At 60.5% G+C, this 16,671-nt stretch carries 22 protein-coding genes; 11 read left to right on the top strand and 11 right to left on the bottom strand.

Annotation, left to right across the window (positions count from 1 at the left end; translation table 11 throughout):
- Positions 1-9: 9 nt before the first annotated feature.
- The 3 genes from ASD50_RS00245 to ASD50_RS00255 all read left to right on the top strand — a co-directional run bounded on the left by ASD50_RS00245 (position 10) and on the right by ASD50_RS00255 (position 1,271).
- Positions 10-192 carry a Flp family type IVb pilin gene (locus ASD50_RS00245; protein ID WP_056234057.1) on the top strand — a complete coding sequence of 61 codons (183 nt, stop codon included), beginning with the start codon at positions 10-12 and terminating at the stop codon, positions 190-192.
- 185 nt (positions 193-377) lie between these two features.
- Positions 378-698 (top strand): hypothetical protein, encoded by a 321-nt coding sequence (locus tag ASD50_RS00250; RefSeq protein WP_056234060.1) that lies wholly within the window; start codon positions 378-380, stop codon positions 696-698.
- A gap of 111 nt (positions 699-809) precedes the next feature.
- Positions 810-1,271, top strand: coding sequence for an NUDIX hydrolase (locus tag ASD50_RS00255; protein WP_056234694.1), 462 nt, complete (start codon positions 810-812; stop codon positions 1,269-1,271).
- Between the two features lie 4 nt (positions 1,272-1,275).
- Here the strand turns inward: ASD50_RS00255 and ASD50_RS00260 are convergent, their stop codons facing one another.
- From ASD50_RS00260 to ASD50_RS00280, 5 genes are all read right to left on the bottom strand, one after another.
- Complete coding sequence (locus ASD50_RS00260) at positions 1,276-2,127, bottom strand: citryl-CoA lyase (protein ID WP_056234063.1); 852 nt, start codon at positions 2,125-2,127, stop codon at positions 1,276-1,278.
- Positions 2,124-3,302, bottom strand: a complete 1,179-nt coding sequence (locus ASD50_RS00265; RefSeq protein WP_056234067.1) for a CaiB/BaiF CoA transferase family protein — start codon at positions 3,300-3,302, stop codon at positions 2,124-2,126. Before ASD50_RS00265 ends, ASD50_RS00260 begins: the two co-directional genes overlap by 4 nt.
- A 13-nt stretch (positions 3,303-3,315) precedes the next feature.
- The gene (locus tag ASD50_RS00270) at positions 3,316-4,839 is read right to left on the bottom strand and encodes a tripartite tricarboxylate transporter permease (protein WP_056234069.1); all 1,524 of its coding nucleotides are present in this window, start codon (positions 4,837-4,839) and stop codon (positions 3,316-3,318) included.
- A 3-nt stretch (positions 4,840-4,842) separates the two neighbouring features.
- Positions 4,843-5,346 (bottom strand): tripartite tricarboxylate transporter TctB family protein, encoded by a 504-nt coding sequence (locus tag ASD50_RS00275; RefSeq protein WP_056234074.1) that lies wholly within the window; start codon positions 5,344-5,346, stop codon positions 4,843-4,845.
- 125 nt (positions 5,347-5,471) lie between these two features.
- Complete coding sequence (locus tag ASD50_RS00280) at positions 5,472-6,413, bottom strand: Bug family tripartite tricarboxylate transporter substrate binding protein (RefSeq protein WP_413813859.1); 942 nt, start codon at positions 6,411-6,413, stop codon at positions 5,472-5,474.
- Positions 6,414-6,618: 205 nt separating this feature from the next.
- Here ASD50_RS00280 and ASD50_RS00285 point away from each other — a divergent pair, with 205 nt between their 5' ends.
- Entirely contained in the window at positions 6,619-7,392 is a 774-nt protein-coding gene (locus tag ASD50_RS00285) for an IclR family transcriptional regulator (RefSeq protein WP_056234083.1), read from the top strand.
- 19 nt (positions 7,393-7,411) lie between these two features.
- Here the strand turns inward: ASD50_RS00285 and ASD50_RS00290 are convergent, their stop codons facing one another.
- Both ASD50_RS00290 and ASD50_RS00295 read right to left on the bottom strand, forming a co-directional pair.
- Positions 7,412-7,954 (bottom strand): GNAT family N-acetyltransferase, encoded by a 543-nt coding sequence (locus ASD50_RS00290; RefSeq protein ID WP_413813856.1) that lies wholly within the window; start codon positions 7,952-7,954, stop codon positions 7,412-7,414.
- A 36-nt stretch (positions 7,955-7,990) separates the two neighbouring features.
- Complete coding sequence (locus tag ASD50_RS00295) at positions 7,991-8,221, bottom strand: YdeI/OmpD-associated family protein (protein WP_056234091.1); 231 nt, start codon at positions 8,219-8,221, stop codon at positions 7,991-7,993.
- 119 nt (positions 8,222-8,340) lie between these two features.
- Here ASD50_RS00295 and ASD50_RS00300 point away from each other — a divergent pair, with 119 nt between their 5' ends.
- The gene (locus ASD50_RS00300) at positions 8,341-8,796 is read left to right on the top strand and encodes a DUF2214 family protein (RefSeq protein ID WP_056234094.1); all 456 of its coding nucleotides are present in this window, start codon (positions 8,341-8,343) and stop codon (positions 8,794-8,796) included.
- Here the strand turns inward: ASD50_RS00300 and nth are convergent.
- On the bottom strand, positions 8,791-9,597 hold the full coding sequence (nth, locus tag ASD50_RS00305) for an endonuclease III (RefSeq protein WP_056234097.1): 807 nt from the start codon (positions 9,595-9,597) through the stop codon (positions 8,791-8,793). The two genes, ASD50_RS00300 and nth, sit on opposite strands and share 6 nt — an antisense overlap.
- Before the next feature lie 22 nt (positions 9,598-9,619).
- Here nth and ASD50_RS00310 point away from each other — a divergent pair, with 22 nt between their 5' ends.
- The 4 genes from ASD50_RS00310 to ASD50_RS00325 all read left to right on the top strand — a co-directional run bounded on the left by ASD50_RS00310 (position 9,620) and on the right by ASD50_RS00325 (position 13,536).
- Positions 9,620-10,114 carry a DUF2244 domain-containing protein gene (locus tag ASD50_RS00310; protein ID WP_056234102.1) on the top strand — a complete coding sequence of 165 codons (495 nt, stop codon included), beginning with the start codon at positions 9,620-9,622 and terminating at the stop codon, positions 10,112-10,114.
- Positions 10,115-10,191: 77 nt separating this feature from the next.
- Positions 10,192-11,088 carry a methylated-DNA--[protein]-cysteine S-methyltransferase gene (locus ASD50_RS00315; protein ID WP_056234106.1) on the top strand — a complete coding sequence of 299 codons (897 nt, stop codon included), beginning with the start codon at positions 10,192-10,194 and terminating at the stop codon, positions 11,086-11,088.
- 85 nt (positions 11,089-11,173) lie between these two features.
- The gene (locus tag ASD50_RS00320) at positions 11,174-12,070 is read left to right on the top strand and encodes a ribokinase (RefSeq protein WP_056234109.1); all 897 of its coding nucleotides are present in this window, start codon (positions 11,174-11,176) and stop codon (positions 12,068-12,070) included.
- A 5-nt stretch (positions 12,071-12,075) separates the two neighbouring features.
- The gene (locus ASD50_RS00325; protein WP_200952361.1) at positions 12,076-13,536 is read left to right on the top strand and encodes an amidase; all 1,461 of its coding nucleotides are present in this window, start codon (positions 12,076-12,078) and stop codon (positions 13,534-13,536) included.
- Between the two features lie 2 nt (positions 13,537-13,538).
- On the opposite strand, the gene ASD50_RS00330 is transcribed toward ASD50_RS00325, so the two are convergent.
- Entirely contained in the window at positions 13,539-14,480 is a 942-nt protein-coding gene (locus ASD50_RS00330) for a nucleoside hydrolase (protein ID WP_056234699.1), read from the bottom strand.
- Positions 14,481-14,609: 129 nt separating this feature from the next.
- On the opposite strand from ASD50_RS00330, the gene ASD50_RS00335 reads away from it, so the two are divergent.
- Positions 14,610-15,035: an Hsp20 family protein gene (locus tag ASD50_RS00335; protein WP_056234112.1), complete on the top strand. Its 426-nt coding sequence runs from the start codon at positions 14,610-14,612 to the stop codon at positions 15,033-15,035.
- A gap of 63 nt (positions 15,036-15,098) precedes the next feature.
- Positions 15,099-15,368 (top strand): DUF1150 family protein, encoded by a 270-nt coding sequence (locus tag ASD50_RS00340; RefSeq protein ID WP_056234115.1) that lies wholly within the window; start codon positions 15,099-15,101, stop codon positions 15,366-15,368.
- A gap of 77 nt (positions 15,369-15,445) precedes the next feature.
- On the opposite strand, the gene ptsN is transcribed toward ASD50_RS00340, so the two are convergent.
- Positions 15,446-15,910, bottom strand: coding sequence for a PTS IIA-like nitrogen regulatory protein PtsN (ptsN, locus tag ASD50_RS00345; RefSeq protein ID WP_056234118.1), 465 nt, complete (start codon positions 15,908-15,910; stop codon positions 15,446-15,448).
- Positions 15,911-15,979: 69 nt separating this feature from the next.
- Positions 15,980-16,558, bottom strand: a complete 579-nt coding sequence (hpf, locus tag ASD50_RS00350; RefSeq protein WP_082549444.1) for a ribosome hibernation-promoting factor, HPF/YfiA family — start codon at positions 16,556-16,558, stop codon at positions 15,980-15,982.
- Between the last annotated feature and the right edge of the window lie 113 nt (positions 16,559-16,671).

Consider the following 16,671-nt stretch of genomic DNA (forward strand, 5'->3'; position numbering starts at 1 on the left):
AATACTCTCATGACCAAGCTTCTTTCGCGTTTCGTCAAGGACGAGTCGGGCGCCACGGCTATCGAATACGGCCTTATCGCAGCTCTGATCGCTCTTGCCATCATCGTTGGCGCTGGCGCGCTCGGCTCCGCTCTGAACACCAAGTTCCAGGCTGTCGCAGATTGCGTTGGCGACACCGACAGCTGCCGTTAATCAGTTCATTCACGTTGCCCAGGAGGCAACGAGGGTAAGGAAGGCCGCCGAAAGGCGGCCTTTTTCTTTTCCGGCGCACCGCAAGACGGCCGGTCGGTTCATATTCTAGGAAGCCATTTTCGAACGCCGCATTCCACTTTTCGCAATCGAGCCCTATATATTCGGCATAGTAGGTTGAAGCCGCCATGCAACGAACCCAAAAGCTGACGATTGCTCTTTGCACAAGCCTGGCGCTGCTTCCCGCCGTAATTGGTGTCGCACAAGCAGCAGAACCCGTGACTTCGATCAACCCCGGCCTCTCCGCAGCTCAGGATCGGGCGACGGAACTGATGGTTCTGCAGAACCAGTTGCAGCGGCAGCAGTTCCAGCAGCAACAGCAGCAATTTCGCCAGCAGGACAGGCAGCAGGTCGTGCCGCTCCAACTGCAGCGGCCGAATGTGCCAACGATCGGATCGAACTGCCGAACCGAAGTATTCGGCAACACTTATGTGAAGAAATGCCGCTAGCGCGGTTTGCCTGAAATAATTAGCCGTCTATCTTGTAGCAACAGAATCGGTGCGCAAGCGTCATTCTGGTGAACAGCGATGGCCTATACGGGCGACGAACGAGATAGTCATATGCCGACACCTAAAAAAAGAGCCATACGCAAGGCCAAGAAAGGCGAACGGGTCCGGCAGGTCGCCGCCATTCCGTTTCGGATCGGCGATACCGGCGAGATCGAGGTGATGCTGGTTACGTCGCGCGAGACCAAGCGCTTCATCGTACCCAAGGGCTGGCCGATGAAAGGCAAGAGCGGGCGCAAGGCGGCAACGATCGAGGCAATGGAAGAGGCCGGCGTTGTCGGCAAGACGCTTAAAGCTCCAGCGGGTGGCTATTCATACTGGAAGCGCCTGTCGGCGGGCTTCGTGCGCGTCGATGTGACCGTTTATCTGCTCAGGGTCGAGGATCAATTGCCTAAGTGGAAGGAAACGGCAAAGCGTCAGCGCGCGTGGCTGTCTCCTGTGCAGGCGGCAACCTTGATCGACGAACCAGAACTGTCGAGCCTGCTGAAGACGCTGAAGGTACCTGCGGAAGCGTAGCGCGCTAACCGCCTGTGTCGTCCTCGTCAGGCAGCCCACGCTTCAGGGCACCGGAATAGGCCCACAGCCACTCACGCGGCAGCGGCCCCTTGTTGCGCTCGCCACGTTGCGACTGCTCCCATGCATGGGCAAGGATGCCGACAGAACGCGACAACACGAACAGGCCACGCGTCAGCGGCGGCGGAAATCCGAGTTCGCCATAGATGACGGCCGTGGCACCGTCGATGTTGAGCGGGATCTGCTTGCCTTTCCGGCGCGCGATTTCCGCCTCTATCGTTTCGGCAATGGCCGCAAATCGGCCACCAACCACACCACGGGCGGCAAAGTTCCGGGTGATCTCCAAAAGACGCGGGGCGCGGGGATCGATCGGATGGAAGCGATGGCCGAAGCCGGGCACATAGCCGCGATCCTCCGCAAAGAACTTGTCCAAGCTGGAGGCGACGGCCTGCTCGATTGCCGCGCCGGCATCCATGGCTGCTGCAATATCCCCATAGAACGCCAGCGCCTGTTCTCCCGCCCCGCCATGCACATCGCCGAGGACGTTGATGGCGGAGGCCATGGCGCTGTTGATGCCGACGCCGCAGGTAGCTGCCATACGGGCAATGGCGATCGACGGCGCTTGCGGACCGTGATCCACAGCAGCGCCAAGCGCGATGCCCAGAAGCTCGGCCTGCTGTTCGCCCGGCAGTTCGCCACGCAGCATCAACCAGATCATGGCAGGGAAACTGACGCGCCCGATGAGATCCTGGATCTCGTAGCCGCGCAAGCGGATGATGCCGGGCATCATCTCGATGATGGAAGTTTCCCACCACTGCTCGCCACGGCTGCGGCCTTCATCCTTATCCCGCTCACTCATGCCGGCGCACCCGCGCGCTTGGGCAGGCTTGAGAAGAGCTCATCCATGTGTTGGCCAAGAGCAGGTGGCGGCACGGCGGGCGATGGGGCCTCTCCATCAACGAGTACCCCGCCACGAACAACGGTCAACGGTCCTTCGACGCCCGGAACCGTTTCAAAACGGGTTGTCAGCTTGCGCTCCATAACTTGCGGCTCGGTGAGGACTTGCGGAATTGTCAGCACGCGACCGGCAGGAATGCCGGCCCGGTTCATTCGTTCCTCCCAAATCGACGCCGGCTCGGCGACAAGCGCAGCTTCGATCAGGACCGTCAGGGCCTTGCGGTTGAGTTTGCGCGCCTCGCGCTCTGCAAAACGCGAATCCTGCGCCAATTCCGGCGCTCCAATGAGCCGGCACAAGGCGACGAACTGCTCCTGTTTGTTAGCGGCGATATTGAGCAATCCGTCGGCCGTTCGGAACGTACCGGAGGGTGCAGCGGTCATATTGTCATTGCCCATGGGGCGCGGATCGACACCGGCTGTGAGGTAATTGGAGACCGGCCAGCCCAAGGCCGACAGCGTGCACTCAAGCATCGACACGTCGAGGAACGCGCCCTGCCCGCTCGTCTTCTGCCGTACCAGTGCGGCAGCGATGGAAAACGCGCCGACTAGCCCGCCAAGTGTGTCTGCCACCGGATAACCAACACGAAGCGGCGCAGTCTCTGGCGTGCCGGTGATGCTCATAATGCCCGACAGGCCTTGGATGATCTGGTCATAGGCCGGATTGTCGCGCATCGGGCCGGTCTGCCCGAAACCCGAAATCGCACAATAGACGAGGCTTGGCCGAACTTCCCTCAAGGTTTCGTAGCCCAGGCCAAGTCGCGCCATGACGCCCGGCCGGAAATTTTCCACCAATGCATCCGCCGTCGCGACAAGATCGAGAAAGCGCTCCCGGTCGCCGGCATCCTTGAGATCGAGCACGACGGAGCGCTTGCCGGCATTTTGCGCGAGAAAGGATGCGCCCATGCCGGCTTCATTGAGCTTGGCGGAGGCACCGAGTTGCCTTGCCAGGTCACCACCGGACGGGGCCTCGACCTTTATGACATCAGCTCCGAGCAACGCCAATTGATAGGCGCAATAAGGCCCGGCCAACACATTGGTAAGGTCGAGAACCCGTATTCCGGCAAGCAGGTCTATCACGTCAGCCTACCGCTCAGGCGTCGCCCGGGACATGTTCGGGTCCACGCAACCGTTTGCGGTCGTAGTAGGACCAGACCATCGGCCCGAACATGCCGAGCGCTGCCAATGTCAGCAGGAACAGTGACAGCGGGTGAGTGAAGAATACCGTCCAGTCGCCATTGGAGATGGTCATGGCGCGACGGAACTGCGCTTCCGCCAAAGGTCCGAGGATCATGCCGATGATGACTGGCGCCGTCGGGAAGTCGAAACGGCGCATCAGGAACCCTGCCGCACCAAGCAGGTAGAGCACGACCAGATCGGTGACCGACCGCGAGATACCGTAGGTGCCGACGGTGGCGAACACCAGGATGCCCGCATACATCTGCGGTGCGGGAATCTTCAGCAAGCGAACCCAAAGACCGATCAGCGGCAAGTTCAGGATGACGAGGATGACGTTGGCGATGAAGAGGCTGGCGATCAGCCCCCAGACCAGGTTGCCCTGCGTTGTCAAAAGCAGGGGTCCGGGATTGATGCCATAGCTCTGGAACGCGGAGAGCATGATCGCGGCCGTCGCCGATGTCGGCAGGCCGAGCGTCAGCATGGGGACCAGAACGCCCGCCGCCGAAGCGTTGTTGGCGGCCTCCGGGCCGGCTACGCCTTCGATGGCGCCAACAGTACCGAATTCTTCCTTGTGCTTGGAAAGCTTCTTTTCCAATGCGTAGGAGAGAAAGGTCGGGATTTCAGCACCGCCCGCCGGCATTGCCCCAATGGGGAAACCAATGAACGCGCCACGGATCCAGGCTTTCCATGAACGACCCCACTCCTGCGCGGTCATGTAGAGCGAACCGCGCAGCGGCACGATTTCGTCCTTGCCGGCATAGCGGCGCGAGGCAACGTAAAGCGTTTCGCCGACAGCGAACAAGCCAACCGCACCGATGATGACATCGATGCCGTCAAGCAGTTCCGTCGAGCCGAACGTGAAGCGTGGCTGTCCGGTCTGGAGATCGACGCCGATCAACCCGATGACGAACCCGATGAACAGGCTGGTAAGGCCACGCACCGCCGAGGAGCCCAGCACGGCGGAAACCGTTATGAAAGCCAGCACCATCAGCGAGGTATACTCCGCCGGCCCAAAAGCCAGCGCGATGCCGACGACGACTGGGGCAAGGAATGCAACGCCCAGCGTGCCTATCGTGCCTGCCACGAAGGAACCGATGGCGGAGGTGGCAAGTGCTGCACCGCCTCGCCCCGAGCGGGCCATCTTGTTACCTTCCAGTGCAGTGACGATCGTGGCGCTTTCGCCCGGCGTGTTGAGCAGGATCGAGGTGGTCGAACCGCCATACATGGCGCCATAGTAGATGCCGGCAAACAGGATGAACGATGCTTCTGGCGCAACCTGGTAGGTGATGGGCAAAAGGAGAGCGATGGTAAGCGCCGGCCCCAGACCCGGCAGCACGCCGATGGCCGTACCGAGCGTCGTGCCAAGCAGGCACCAGAGCAGGTTGACGGGCGTGAAGGCGACTGCAAAGCCGTGCGCCAGTTGGCTGAGAGTGTCCATGTGTCAGGCTCCCAGCAGGTTTTCGATGAAACCGGCGCCGATATTGACGCCGAGCGCCTTGGCAAAGCCGAAATAGGCGGCGAGCGCCAGCACCAGTCCGATCAACGCATCGCGCAACGGGTTGCGGCTGCCAAAGCCGTAACAGACCAGCACATACATCGCGACCGATGCAACGGTGAACCCGAGCGGCTGGATCAACACGAGATTGGCGACCAGACCGGCAACGACAAACCCCATCGCTTTCCAGTCAGTCGGTGTTTCCTTTTCTTCCTCGGGCTGCCAGCCACCGCGGAGCGCCTTCACGATCAGCAGCACGGAAAGCACCGTCATGCCCACGGTGGTGATATAGGGAAATACTGTCGGACCGACCTTAGAGTAGAGCGGCGAAATCGGGATCGCCAAGGTCTGCCAAAGGGCTGCGCCTGACGCCGCCAGCATGCCAAGGCCGATCAAGAATTCAGGGACCGCAAGGCGCGGTTGTACGGCAGGCTGTTCGCCGTTGCTCATTCTCACCTCCCGAGACGACCGCGCCCTGGCGGAGTATCCGACTCAGCACCAACGACGCGGAGACATGTCGTCGGGCAACTGCAGGAAAAGATTGAGGGGCGGCATTCCGCCGCCCCTCCACTTTCCTATGCGAGGCCAAGATCCTTCAGGATCGCCTCGATACGCGTCCTGTCCTCGTTGACGAACTTCACGTAGTCGTCCCCGGTGAGCAGGATCGACGACCAGTTGCGGTTCTTGCACTCTTCGGCCCACGCGGCCGAACCCGCCATTTTCTCGACCAGCGCAATCATGGCTGCCTTGTCGTCGTCCGAAATACCGGGAGGCGCGAACACGCCACGCCAGTTGAACAGTTCAACGTCGATGCCGGATTCTTTCAGCGTTGGCGCATCAATACCTTCCTGGCGTTCTCCGGAAGACACTGCAAGCAGCCGCAGCGTTCCAGCCTTCACCTGTTCTGCAAATTCGCCGTAGCCGGAAATGCCCGCAGCGACCTGATTGCCGAGCAAGGCTGCCAATGCCTCGCCACCACCGGCGAACGGCACATAGGAGAGGCTGGTTGCCGGAACGCCGACAGTCTTGGCAATCAGGCCGAACAGGATATGGTCTGAACCACCAGCGGAACCGCCGGCGACTGGGACCTTGGTCGGGTCCGCCTTAAGGGCGGCCGCGAATTCCTGCACCGTCTTGAACGGCGATGCCGCAGGCACGACGATCGCCTCGAACTCACCGGTCAGGCGGGCAATCGGCGTTACCTGGTCCAACGTGACAGGCGACTTGTTGGTCAGCAACGCGCCAACCATGACCATGCCTGCCACCATCAGCGAATTGCCCTTGCCTGCCCATTGGCTGACGAACTGTGGCAAGCCGACGGCGCCACCGGCGCCGCCCACATTGGTGATCTGCGAGCCCGAAATCAGGTTTTCCTTGCGCATTACCTGATCCATCGTGCGGGCCGTCTGGTCCCAGCCACCGCCAGGAGCGGCAGGCACAAAGATCGAAAGCTGCGGCGCATCCTGCGCAAGTGCGAGCGTAGTGTGCGATGCTACCAGCCCGGCCACACCAGCCATAGCGGTGCCCGCCAGGAATCGGCGTCTATTCAACATGAGGTTCCTCCAGTCTGTGGCGCCTCCTCCTGGCGCCTGCGAAACGTACCCGCGATAGGGCCCGTCGTCAAAAAATGTGCAATCCCGACCTCGTTCTGTCAAGCGGAACATCATTCTGCTAGACAGAACGCACATTTACAGGAAAACTATATGAAAACGAGGAAAGACCGTGGACACACGCCGCAAATCCAAAGGGCAGGACAGACCGGCTGGCGAAGGCGTCGCCGCCCTGGATCGCGCCATCGCGATTCTTGGCGCATTCACGGCATCCGATCCATCGCTCAGCCTTGCTGAAATCGCGACACGCACCGGTTTCTACAAGAGTACGATCCTGCGGATATGCGGATCACTTTTGCGTGGACAATTGCTGGAGCGGTCGGAAGATGGCCGCTATCGTATCGGTCAGGGGGCATTCCGCCTCGGCACCCTTTACCAACGGTCTGTGGTAACGGCAGAAATCCTGTTGCCCGTTATGCGCGATCTGGCCGAACTAAGTTGGGAAAGCGTTGCCTTCTACGTTCGCGCGGGCGACGTGAGAACGTGCCTGTACCGGATCGAATCCAAGCACCCTATTCGCTATACCGTACGCGAAGGCGATACGCTGCCACTCGGTCTCGGTTCAGGCGGAAGGGTGCTGTCGGCCTTTTCAGGTGAACAGGGTGCGGAAAACGACAAGATTCGCTCCGCCTATTGCTGGCTGTCGATCGGCGACCGCGACCCTGAGACTTCCGGCATCTCGGCCCCGGTATTCGGTCCGGGCCGCGCATTGCTGGGGGCCATGACACTGGCCGGGCCACGTTCCCGCGTGGATCGGGCGTTCCTGCTGCGTATGACGCCTCCCCTGCTGGAAGCGGCAGCACAGGCAACACGCGCTTTCGGCAACGATGCCCACGATCTCGAGCAGGCCGCTCAAGATGCCAGGGCAAGGCTATCAGAAAAATAGATCCTGGAAGCCGTGCCGCTCAAGAACGGCCGGTCCTTTCGAGCAGGATCGTATCATGCTCGTTGTAGAGGGTACGCAGGACCTCCCGGTAGCCGCATTTTTGCGCGACATTCAGTGATGCGGTGTTCTCGGGGTCGACAATGCAGACGGTCCGCACACGGCCGAAAACCTCATCTCCCCATGCGAGAAACCGGCTGACCACCTCGGTGGCAATTCCTTTGCCATGAGCATCGGACACAAAACCCCAACCTGCTTCGGGTACACCCTCGATCGAAGGCACGATATCCCGCTTCAAATCGTGGAACCCGGCTTCGCCGATGAAGCGTCCGCTGCCCTTTTCCTCGATGGCCCAGAACCCGTAGCCTATCAACGACCACATGCCGCCATGCCGGAGCAGCCTTTGCCAACTCTCCTCGCGTGTGCGCGCTCTGCCGCCGATGAAGCGAAAGACGGCTGGCTCGGTTCCCATGGCGCAGTATGCGTCGAAATCGTCAAGCTTGTGAGGCCGCAGGATCGTCCGCTCCGTTTCCAGGACCGGAGCGCTGGTACGCGATAACGTCATCGAGTTCATACTCCAGGATTGAAGAAGACTGAACGTTCAGCCGCGCCAGACCATGTTCATGTAAACGCCGCCGCGCTGAAGCTCATCCAGCATCTGGTCGACGCGTCTCTGGCGCGTTTCAGCTCGTTTGGCGCGGGCGATCCAGCCAAGATAGTCGTTGCGTTGATAGGCTGGACGCTCGGCGTAGGCTTGCGCCAGCCCGCGCGCATCAAATAGCGCACGCACGTCCTGCGGCATGACATTGATGGCACGCTTCAATCCGGTCATTCGACAAAGGTAGGTTGTCAGCAGATGGCGTCAACATCCAGCGGATGGCGTTTCCGTATGGGCTTTTCACGTACGGCTGCTAACTTCCCCCTCGCATCCAAGCCAAGCCGGAGCTAGCCATGGACACCACCGATCTCATCCTCGCCATCCTCCACCACCTTCTGGTGTTTTCGCTGGCAGGCATCATCGCGGCGGAATTCGTTCTGATACGCAACACGTTGGACGCCTCGACCCTGCGGCGTCTCGGACGCATCGACCGCCACTACGGCATGATCGCAATGCTGGTCATCATTGCTGGGCTGGCGCGTGTTCTCTACGGCCTGAAAGGTTGGGAATTTTACGTCTACAACTGGGTTTTCTGGGCAAAGATCGCAGCCTTTGCCATCGTCGGGTTGCTGTCCATCAGGCCAACCATGCGGATTATCGCATGGAATCGCCAAAGTGCCGGCAATGCGGCCTTCAAGGTGCCGGACGACGAACTCGCCTCCGTGCGAAAGGCAATTCTGGCGCAGGCGATTGTTTTTTTGCTGATTCCCGTTTTCGCTGCAGCGATGGCGCGCGGCTACGGCCTATAGGGCCGCCAATGCCATCGGCTCAGTTGGTCCGAGTTCGACAAGCGGCGCTGGGATGCTGGTGGTCTTCTCGGCGGCTTTGCAGATGTCGGCAATAACGCACGAAGGACAATCCGGTTTGCGGGCCTTGCATACATAGCGTCCGTGCAGGATCAGCCAGTGGTGGGCATGGCGCATGTATTCATCGGGAATGATCTTGACCAACCCGCGTTCGACCTGTTCGGGCGTCTTGCCCGGTGCAAGGCCAAGCCTGTTGCCAATGCGGAATATGTGCGTATCGACCGCCATCGTGTGCTGGCCGAAAGCCATGTTGAGCACGACGTTAGCCGTCTTGCGCCCGACCCCCGGCAACTTGACCAGCGCGTCGCGGTCATCTGGGACCACCCCCTCGTGATCGCGAATAAGCGCCTCGGAGAGGGCAATCACGTTCTTGGCCTTGTTACGCCAGAGACCAATGGTCCGGATGTAGTCGCCGACCTTCGCATCCCCAAGCGCAAGCATCTTTTCCGGCGTATCCGCGACCTTGAACAAGGCGCGCGTCGCCTTGTTGACGCCAATGTCTGTCGCCTGCGCCGACAGCACCACCGCCACCAGCAGCGTAAAGGCGTTGACGTGTTCCAACTCGCCTTTCGGCTCAGGTCTCTGCACAGAAAAGCGCCGGAATATCTCATGCACTTCGGCCGCGCTGTAGAGCGACTTCGATCGGACGCTACGGGTGCTGGCCTTGGCTTTCGTTGCGACGCGCGACGCCGACGCCGGGTCGTTTTTTGAGGCCGGACTATTTTTGGGCTTGGGCTTGGTCATGCCCTTCCTATAGTATCGCCGCATGACCGAGACAAATGCCGACTTCGCCGCTGACGAGCCCTTTTTCAAGGCGCTTCTGACGCCGCACAGATCGCTCGGCCGCACCGGTTTCATGATCCTTATAGGCGCGCTGCTGGCAGGCTGGGCCGTAACCGGCATTTTCTTCCTGGCACATGGCGCATGGCCCGTATTCGGCTTCTTCGGATTGGACGTGCTTGCAATCTACGTTGCCTTTAGGCTGAACTATCGTGCCGCCCGAGCCCGCGAAGAGGTTTCGGTGTCGCGCACCGCACTCGATATCCGTAAAGTCGCGCCTTCCGGCAAATCTGAAGCCCATCGCTTCAATCCGTTCTGGACCCGCTTTTCGGTGGCGCGCCACTCCGAAATCGGCATCACCCGCATGGCCGTGGAAGCGCGGGGCAAGACTGTGCCAATCGGCGGCTTTCTCAATCCCGACGACCGCGAAAGCTTTGCAACGGCATTCTCGCATGCTCTCTCCACCGCGAAAATGCGCTGAATAATCCTGCTTTCGTGCAGGAATCGGGTGGAGAAACCACCTCATCACATCGATATTGGCGCTCAAGGAGAAAATCCATGAACGCACAGACACAGATGAAGCCGTCCGCCATTCTCGAAAAAGACATCACGCCTTCCGGCAACGACTACGAGGTCGTGCGCAGGGCGATTGAAAAGATCAGCCTCGACTATCGCGATCAACCCTCTCTGGAGGTTCTGGCCGAGGAAGTCGGCGAGACGCCGACCGGCCTGCAGAAACTGTTTACCCGTTGGGCCGGCCTGTCGCCCAAGGCGTTCCTGCAAGCGGTGACACTCGACCATGCCCGCAGGCTTTTGGACAGTGGTCTGCCGTTGCTGGAGGCTTCGCTTGAGGTCGGCATGTCAGGTCCCGGACGCCTGCATGATCTGTTCGTGACCCACGAAGCGATGTCGCCCGGCGACTACAAGATGCGAGGCGCAGGGCTCACGATCCGCTACGGCTATCACATCTCGCCCTTCGGCATTGCCTTGATCATGGTGACGGACCGTGGCCTCGCTGGGCTTTCGTTCAACGATCCGGGCGAAGAGCAGGCGGCCTTCGCCGATATGTCGGGTCGTTGGCCAAACGCCAACTATGTCGAGGACATGGGGGCAACCCAGCCTTACGCCGCCCGCATCTTCGATCCGGCGCGCTGGCGGGCCGACCAGCCCCTGCGCGTCGTCATGATCGGCACCGACTTCCAGGTGCGTGTCTGGGAAGCGCTGTTGCGCATTCCGCTGGGGCGCGCCCGCACCTATTCGTCTCTAGCCGCCGATATCGGCGAACCGAAAGCCTCGCGCGCCGTCGGTGCGGCTTGCGGCGCCAATCCGATATCCTTCGTGGTTCCCTGCCACCGGGCGCTGGCCAAGTCAGGCGCCTTGACCGGCTATCACTGGGGCCTGACCCGCAAGCGCGCGATCCTCGGATGGGAAGCAGGACAACTTTCCGCCGGTTGATTTGTCGCTGCGTCCCACGCACCATATTTCCAATTGGTCTCCTACGCGATAAGCCTTCGGGTGAAACCCGGAGGCTTTCTCGTCCATGATCATCGTCATCGGCTCGATCAACCTCGACCTGATTGCCAATCTCGAGCGCCTGCCGGCTGCCGGCGAGACGTTGCAGGGAACCAGCTTCACCACCGCGCCCGGAGGCAAGGGCGCCAATCAGGCGCTTGCGGCAGCGCGAGCGGGCGCTTCGGTGCGCATGATCGGCGCTGTCGGCAAGGACAGTTTCGCCGCCGAAGCGCTAGCCCTTTTGCAAGGCGGCAACGTTGACCTGACCGGCGTTACGGAAAGTTCTGCATCCACCGGAACAGCCCTGATCCTCGTAGGCGGCGATGGCGAGAACATGATCGCGGTGGTGGCCGGCGCCAATGGCGCCGTCGTGCCGGGTGATCTTGCGAAGGCAAGGCTGGGCAAGGGCGATATCGTGCTTTTACAGCACGAGATCCCGCTCAACACTGTCGATGCGGCGCTGGACACTGCCCGAGAGGCTGGTGCCGTCAGCGTGCTCAATACCGCACCGTATCGCGACGAGGCGGCGACCTATCTGGCCAAGGCCGACTACGTTGTGGCGAATGAAACCGAGTTCGACCTGAACTGCGTTTTGCTGAAACTCGGAGATGGCGACCGCGCCGATCGCATGCGCGCTTTCGCTGCCAAGACGGGCCACACGATTGTCGTGACACTGGGCGGTGAAGGCGTCCTGGCCGCGACGCCTGACGGCTTCCATCAAGTGCCGGCACTCAAGATCAAGCCCGTGGATACGGTCGGCGCCGGCGACACGTTTTGCGGTTACTTCGCTGCTGCTCTCTCCACTGGACTACCCTTGGAACAAGCCTTGGCGCGGGCGGCGGCGGCAGGGTCGCTGGCATGCTTGAAGCCGGGCGCGCAACCGGCGATCCCTCTGGCGTCCGACGTGGACAAGGCCCTCGGCTAACTGACATGAGCATCGTATCTCCGGCGACAAAGCACGCAGTACCGCCAGCCAGTTCAATTTGCCGCCAGCCTGCAACCGAACTCGCAGCAGCGATAAGGCAACGCGACCTCTCGGTGCGCGAGGTGGTGACCTCGTTTCTCGACCGTATCGAGGTGGTTAACCCTTTCGTGAACGCCGTCGTCTCACTGCGCGACCGTGCAGATGTCCTGCACGAAGCGGACACGGCCGACAGCCACCTTGCGGGCGGAGGCGAAGCCGGACCTCTGTTTGGCCTGCCGATCGCGATTAAGGACCTCGCCCTGACGAAAGGGCTGCTAACCACGTTCGGCTCGCCGATCTTCGCCGATTTCATGCCGGAAGAAGACGAGTTCTTCGTCGAGCGTATCCGCAAAGCAGGCGCGATTATTGTCGGCAAGACCAACGTGCCTGAATTCGGACTTGGCTCCAACACCTACAACCCGGTGTTCGGTCCGACCTTAAACGCCTTCGATCCAGCGCTTACAGCCGGTGGATCGAGCGGCGGTGCGGCCGTTGCGCTCGCGCTCGACATGCTGCCGGTGGCCGATGGAAGCGATTTTGGCGGCTCGCTTCGTAACCCGGCCGCATACAACAACGTCTTCGGTTTTCGGCCTTCCCAGGGGCTGGTCCCGGGAGGGCCCAACCCGGAAGTGTTCCATGCGCAGATGGGCGTGGAAGGGCCGATGGGCCGCACTGTCCGCGATCTTGCGATGCTGCTGGACGTGCAGTGCGGCTATCATGCGCAAGCGCCGCTGTCCTATGAAAAGCCGGCATCTTTCCTCGATGGCCTCAAGGCGCCCGCGCAGAAAGGCCATATCGGCTGGTTGGGCAACCTTGGCGGGCATTTGCCGATGGAGCCGGGAATTCTTGACCTGTGCGAAGCTGCGCTGATCCGGTTCCCGGGCTTTTCGACCGAACCCTTGGTCCCCGATTTCGACTTCGAACTGCTATGGCAGGCGTTTGTCACGCTACGCCAGGCTTCAAGTGGCGCAGCTCTGAACGTGCTCTATGAGGATGCAGACAGACGTCAGTTGCTGAAGCCGGAAGCGATATGGGAGGCAGAGGGCGCGCGTGTCCTTACGGCTCCCGAAATCTACGCCGCTTCGGTTACCCGCTCGGCCTGGTACCGGACGCTGCTATCGCTATTCGAACGATTTGACTTTCTGGCGCTGCCAACGGCTCAGGTGTTCCCCTTCGACGTGACGCTGCATTGGCCTCGCGAAGTGGCCGGACGAGCCATGGACAGCTATCATCGCTGGATGCAGGTCTCGGCTTTCGCCACGCTTGGCGGCTGTCCTGCCGTCAATGTCCCGGTGGGGTTCGATGTTCAAGGCAGGCCGATGGGCATGCAACTGATCGGCCGCCCACGTGGCGACCTGGCGGTGCTCAAGGCAGCCGCGGCATACGAGGCCGCCATGTCTTGGCATGCAGGTGCGCGCGCCGGCTGAGCCTACAAACGGCCCAGCCTTTCAGTCAGCAGCGCAAAAAAGCCGTCTGAATCGATGTCTCGTATGACCAGAGCGTTTTTCTGCCGCTTTGTGACACCCCACCAATCGATGACGGTCATTCCCATCGTAAGTTCCGACGCGGTCTCGACCGTCACGTTGCAGGAGCGGCCCTTGAACAGGTCCGGCTTCAAAAGATAGGCGATCACGCAAGGGTCGTGCAGCGGACCGCCATCGGTACCGTATTTTTCCTCGTCGAACCGTTCGAAGAATTCCAGCATTTGAGCGGTTGCTTCGCCGACGCGAGTGCCGAGCGCACGAACAGCTGCGATACGCTTGGCCGAAGTCAGCGCCTTGTGTGTAACGTCGAGCGGCATCATTACGATCGGTATGCCGGACCGCAAGACGACATCGGCGGCGTGTGGATCGACGTAGATATTGAATTCGGCGGCCGGGGTAACATTGCCCCCTTCGAAGAACCCACCGCCCATCAAAACGATCTCCTTGATGCGCGATGCGATTTTCGGCTCGCGGATGAGCGCCAAGGCAATGTTGGTGAGAGGACCAAGCGGGCAAAGCGTGATGGTGCCGCTGTCTTCCTCCATCAGAGCACGGACGATGAAATCGACCGCATGCTCATCTTGAAGCTTCATCTTCGGTTCCGGCAATTCCGGTCCGTTCAACCCGGTCTTGCCGTGAACCTCCTCGGCGGTGACCAGATGGCGCATGAACGGGCGAATGGCGCCCGCATAAACCTTGACGTCCGGGCGACCTGCAAGTTCGCAGATCTTGCGTGCGTTCTTTTCGGTCAGCTTGAGCGGCACGTTGCCGGCAACAGCTGTAATACCTACGACTTCCAGTTCCGGGCTGCCCAACGCCAGGAGAATGGCCACGGCGTCATCCTGGCCGGGGTCGGTATCGATGATGATCCTGCGTTTGTCGGACATTTCAATTCCTTGTGCAGCGAAAGCCTGGTCGCTTGAATTTGCCGTCTTGGCGGACCATATCAACAACAATCGGAAGAATGCCAACAGGGTTTTTCCGGGTGATGTCGCTCTAAAGAGGACAGGAATGCGATGACTCGAATGACGCCCTTTTCCAGCCCTCTGCTTCTGGGCTTCGATGCGATGGAAAAGACACTGGAACGCCTGGCGAAATCCGGTGACGGCTATCCGCCTTACAATATCGAACGTCTGCGCGGCCCTGACGGGTCGACCGAGAAGCTGCGGATAACGCTGGCGGTGGCAGGGTTCGCCGAATGCGATCTGGATGTCACCACCGAGGAAAGTCAGCTGGTCGTGCGTGGCCGCCAGAGTGACGACACGGAACGGGAATTTCTCCACCGCGGAATCGCGGCGCGTCAGTTCCAGCGCTGTTTCGTCCTGGCCGACGGCATGCGCGTGATCGGAGCGGACCTAAAGAATGGACTGTTGTCGATCGATCTCGACCGCCCGGAGGCCGAAAGGCAGGTACGGAAAATAAACATATCGGTGAAAGACTGATCTTTGCCGATGGCTCTCAAGCGGGACGGCCGATGAAGGCGCCTCGCGGATAGGAGGCTTAAAATGACCAGAACTGCTGCAAGAAGCATTGAAAAAATGGCCATGACCAACGGTGAATTCGCTCATCTCGGCGAAGGATCAGTGGCTTATCTGAGGAAAGTGTCGAGCGACGACCTGCGCGGACGGTTTCCGGGCCTCGATGAAATTGCGCCCGGACTGGAACTGTGGGCCCTCTTCTCGGCAAATGGCCAGCCGATCCTGCTGTCGGACGCGCGTGACCGCGCCTTGGCAGGTGCCATGGAAAACGACCTGACCACGGTCGCGATCCACTAAAGCGCGTCAATTCGGGCGCGCAACGAAAGAGGGCCGCTGTTCACGGCCCTGGAAAACTCGTTATTTTATTCTGTTTTTCAGGCGGCGTGTGACGCCGGCGTATCCGACAAAAGCGCATGGATAGCCGCTGCATCGCGGGTTCCGCGAATTTTAGCCACGGTATCGCCATCGCGCAGCACGCGGGCAATGCGCGACAGCGCCTTGAGATGATCGGCACCCGCCCCTTCCGGCGCCAGAAGCAGAAACACCAGATCGACCGGCTGATCGTCGAGCGCCTCGAAATCGACCGGCGTTTCAAGACGTGCGAACACGCCGGTAATGCGCTTCACTCCGGCCAGCTTGCCGTGCGGAATGGCAATGCCGTTGCCGACGCCGGTGGAACCCAACCGCTCGCGCTGCAGGATCGTGTCGAATATGTCGCGTTCCGGGATTCCGGAAATCACGGCCGCGCGCTCCGACAAAAGCTGCAAAAGCTGCTTCTTGGAGTTGGCCTTCAACGCCGGCAAGATTGCCGGAACGTCGACAAGATCGTTCAGAGCCATTCTTGAAATTCCTCTGCTTCGTCTACCGCAGCCGGCCGCCTTTCGCGATGCCGGCTGTCTCTCCTGTCCCTACGCGGTCTTGACCGCTGCCGGATCGATCCAGCCGATGTTTCCATCCGGCCGGCGATAGACGATGTTGAGATGTTCGTTGCCGCCATTGCGGAACACCAGAACGGGGCTGCCCGTGGTGTCGAGTTCGATGACAGCCGAGGCGACCGACATGGTCTTCAGCGTCATCGTCGATTCTGCAACGATTGTGGGAGCGAAATCCGCAGGGATGTCTTCGTCGTCATCCGCCAGCGGCTCCATCACCGCATAGGCGATGTTGGTGGAATCCATCACCGAATTAACCGGTGAATGCGACTTCAAACGACGATTGTAGCGTCGAAGCCGTGTTTCAAGGCGCTCGGCCGCAGCGTCGAAAGCCAGCGACGGATCCTGAGCCTCCCCGGTAGCATGCAGCGACGTCCCCGAATCCAGCCGAATCATGCAATCGGCCGAAAAGCGAGAGCCCGATTTGATGACAGTGACCTGTCCTGAAAATCCGCGATCGAAATATTTTCCGATCGCTTCACCGACACGGTCGTTGATGCGTGTGCGAAACGCATCGCCGATATCCATATGTTTTCCCGCTATGCGCAGTACCATCTGAATACTGACCTTCCTTGTCCAGGCTTCAAACTATCCGGAGTTTATACCCGTGGTTCGTTCGTACAAGCCGCACGGCGCTCCTTGCGCCGAATTTACGTCCGAACTTTGCG

It is taken from the genome of Mesorhizobium sp. Root552 (genome assembly GCF_001427285.1).
In the GTDB taxonomy this organism is placed as follows: domain Bacteria; phylum Pseudomonadota; class Alphaproteobacteria; order Rhizobiales; family Rhizobiaceae; genus Mesorhizobium.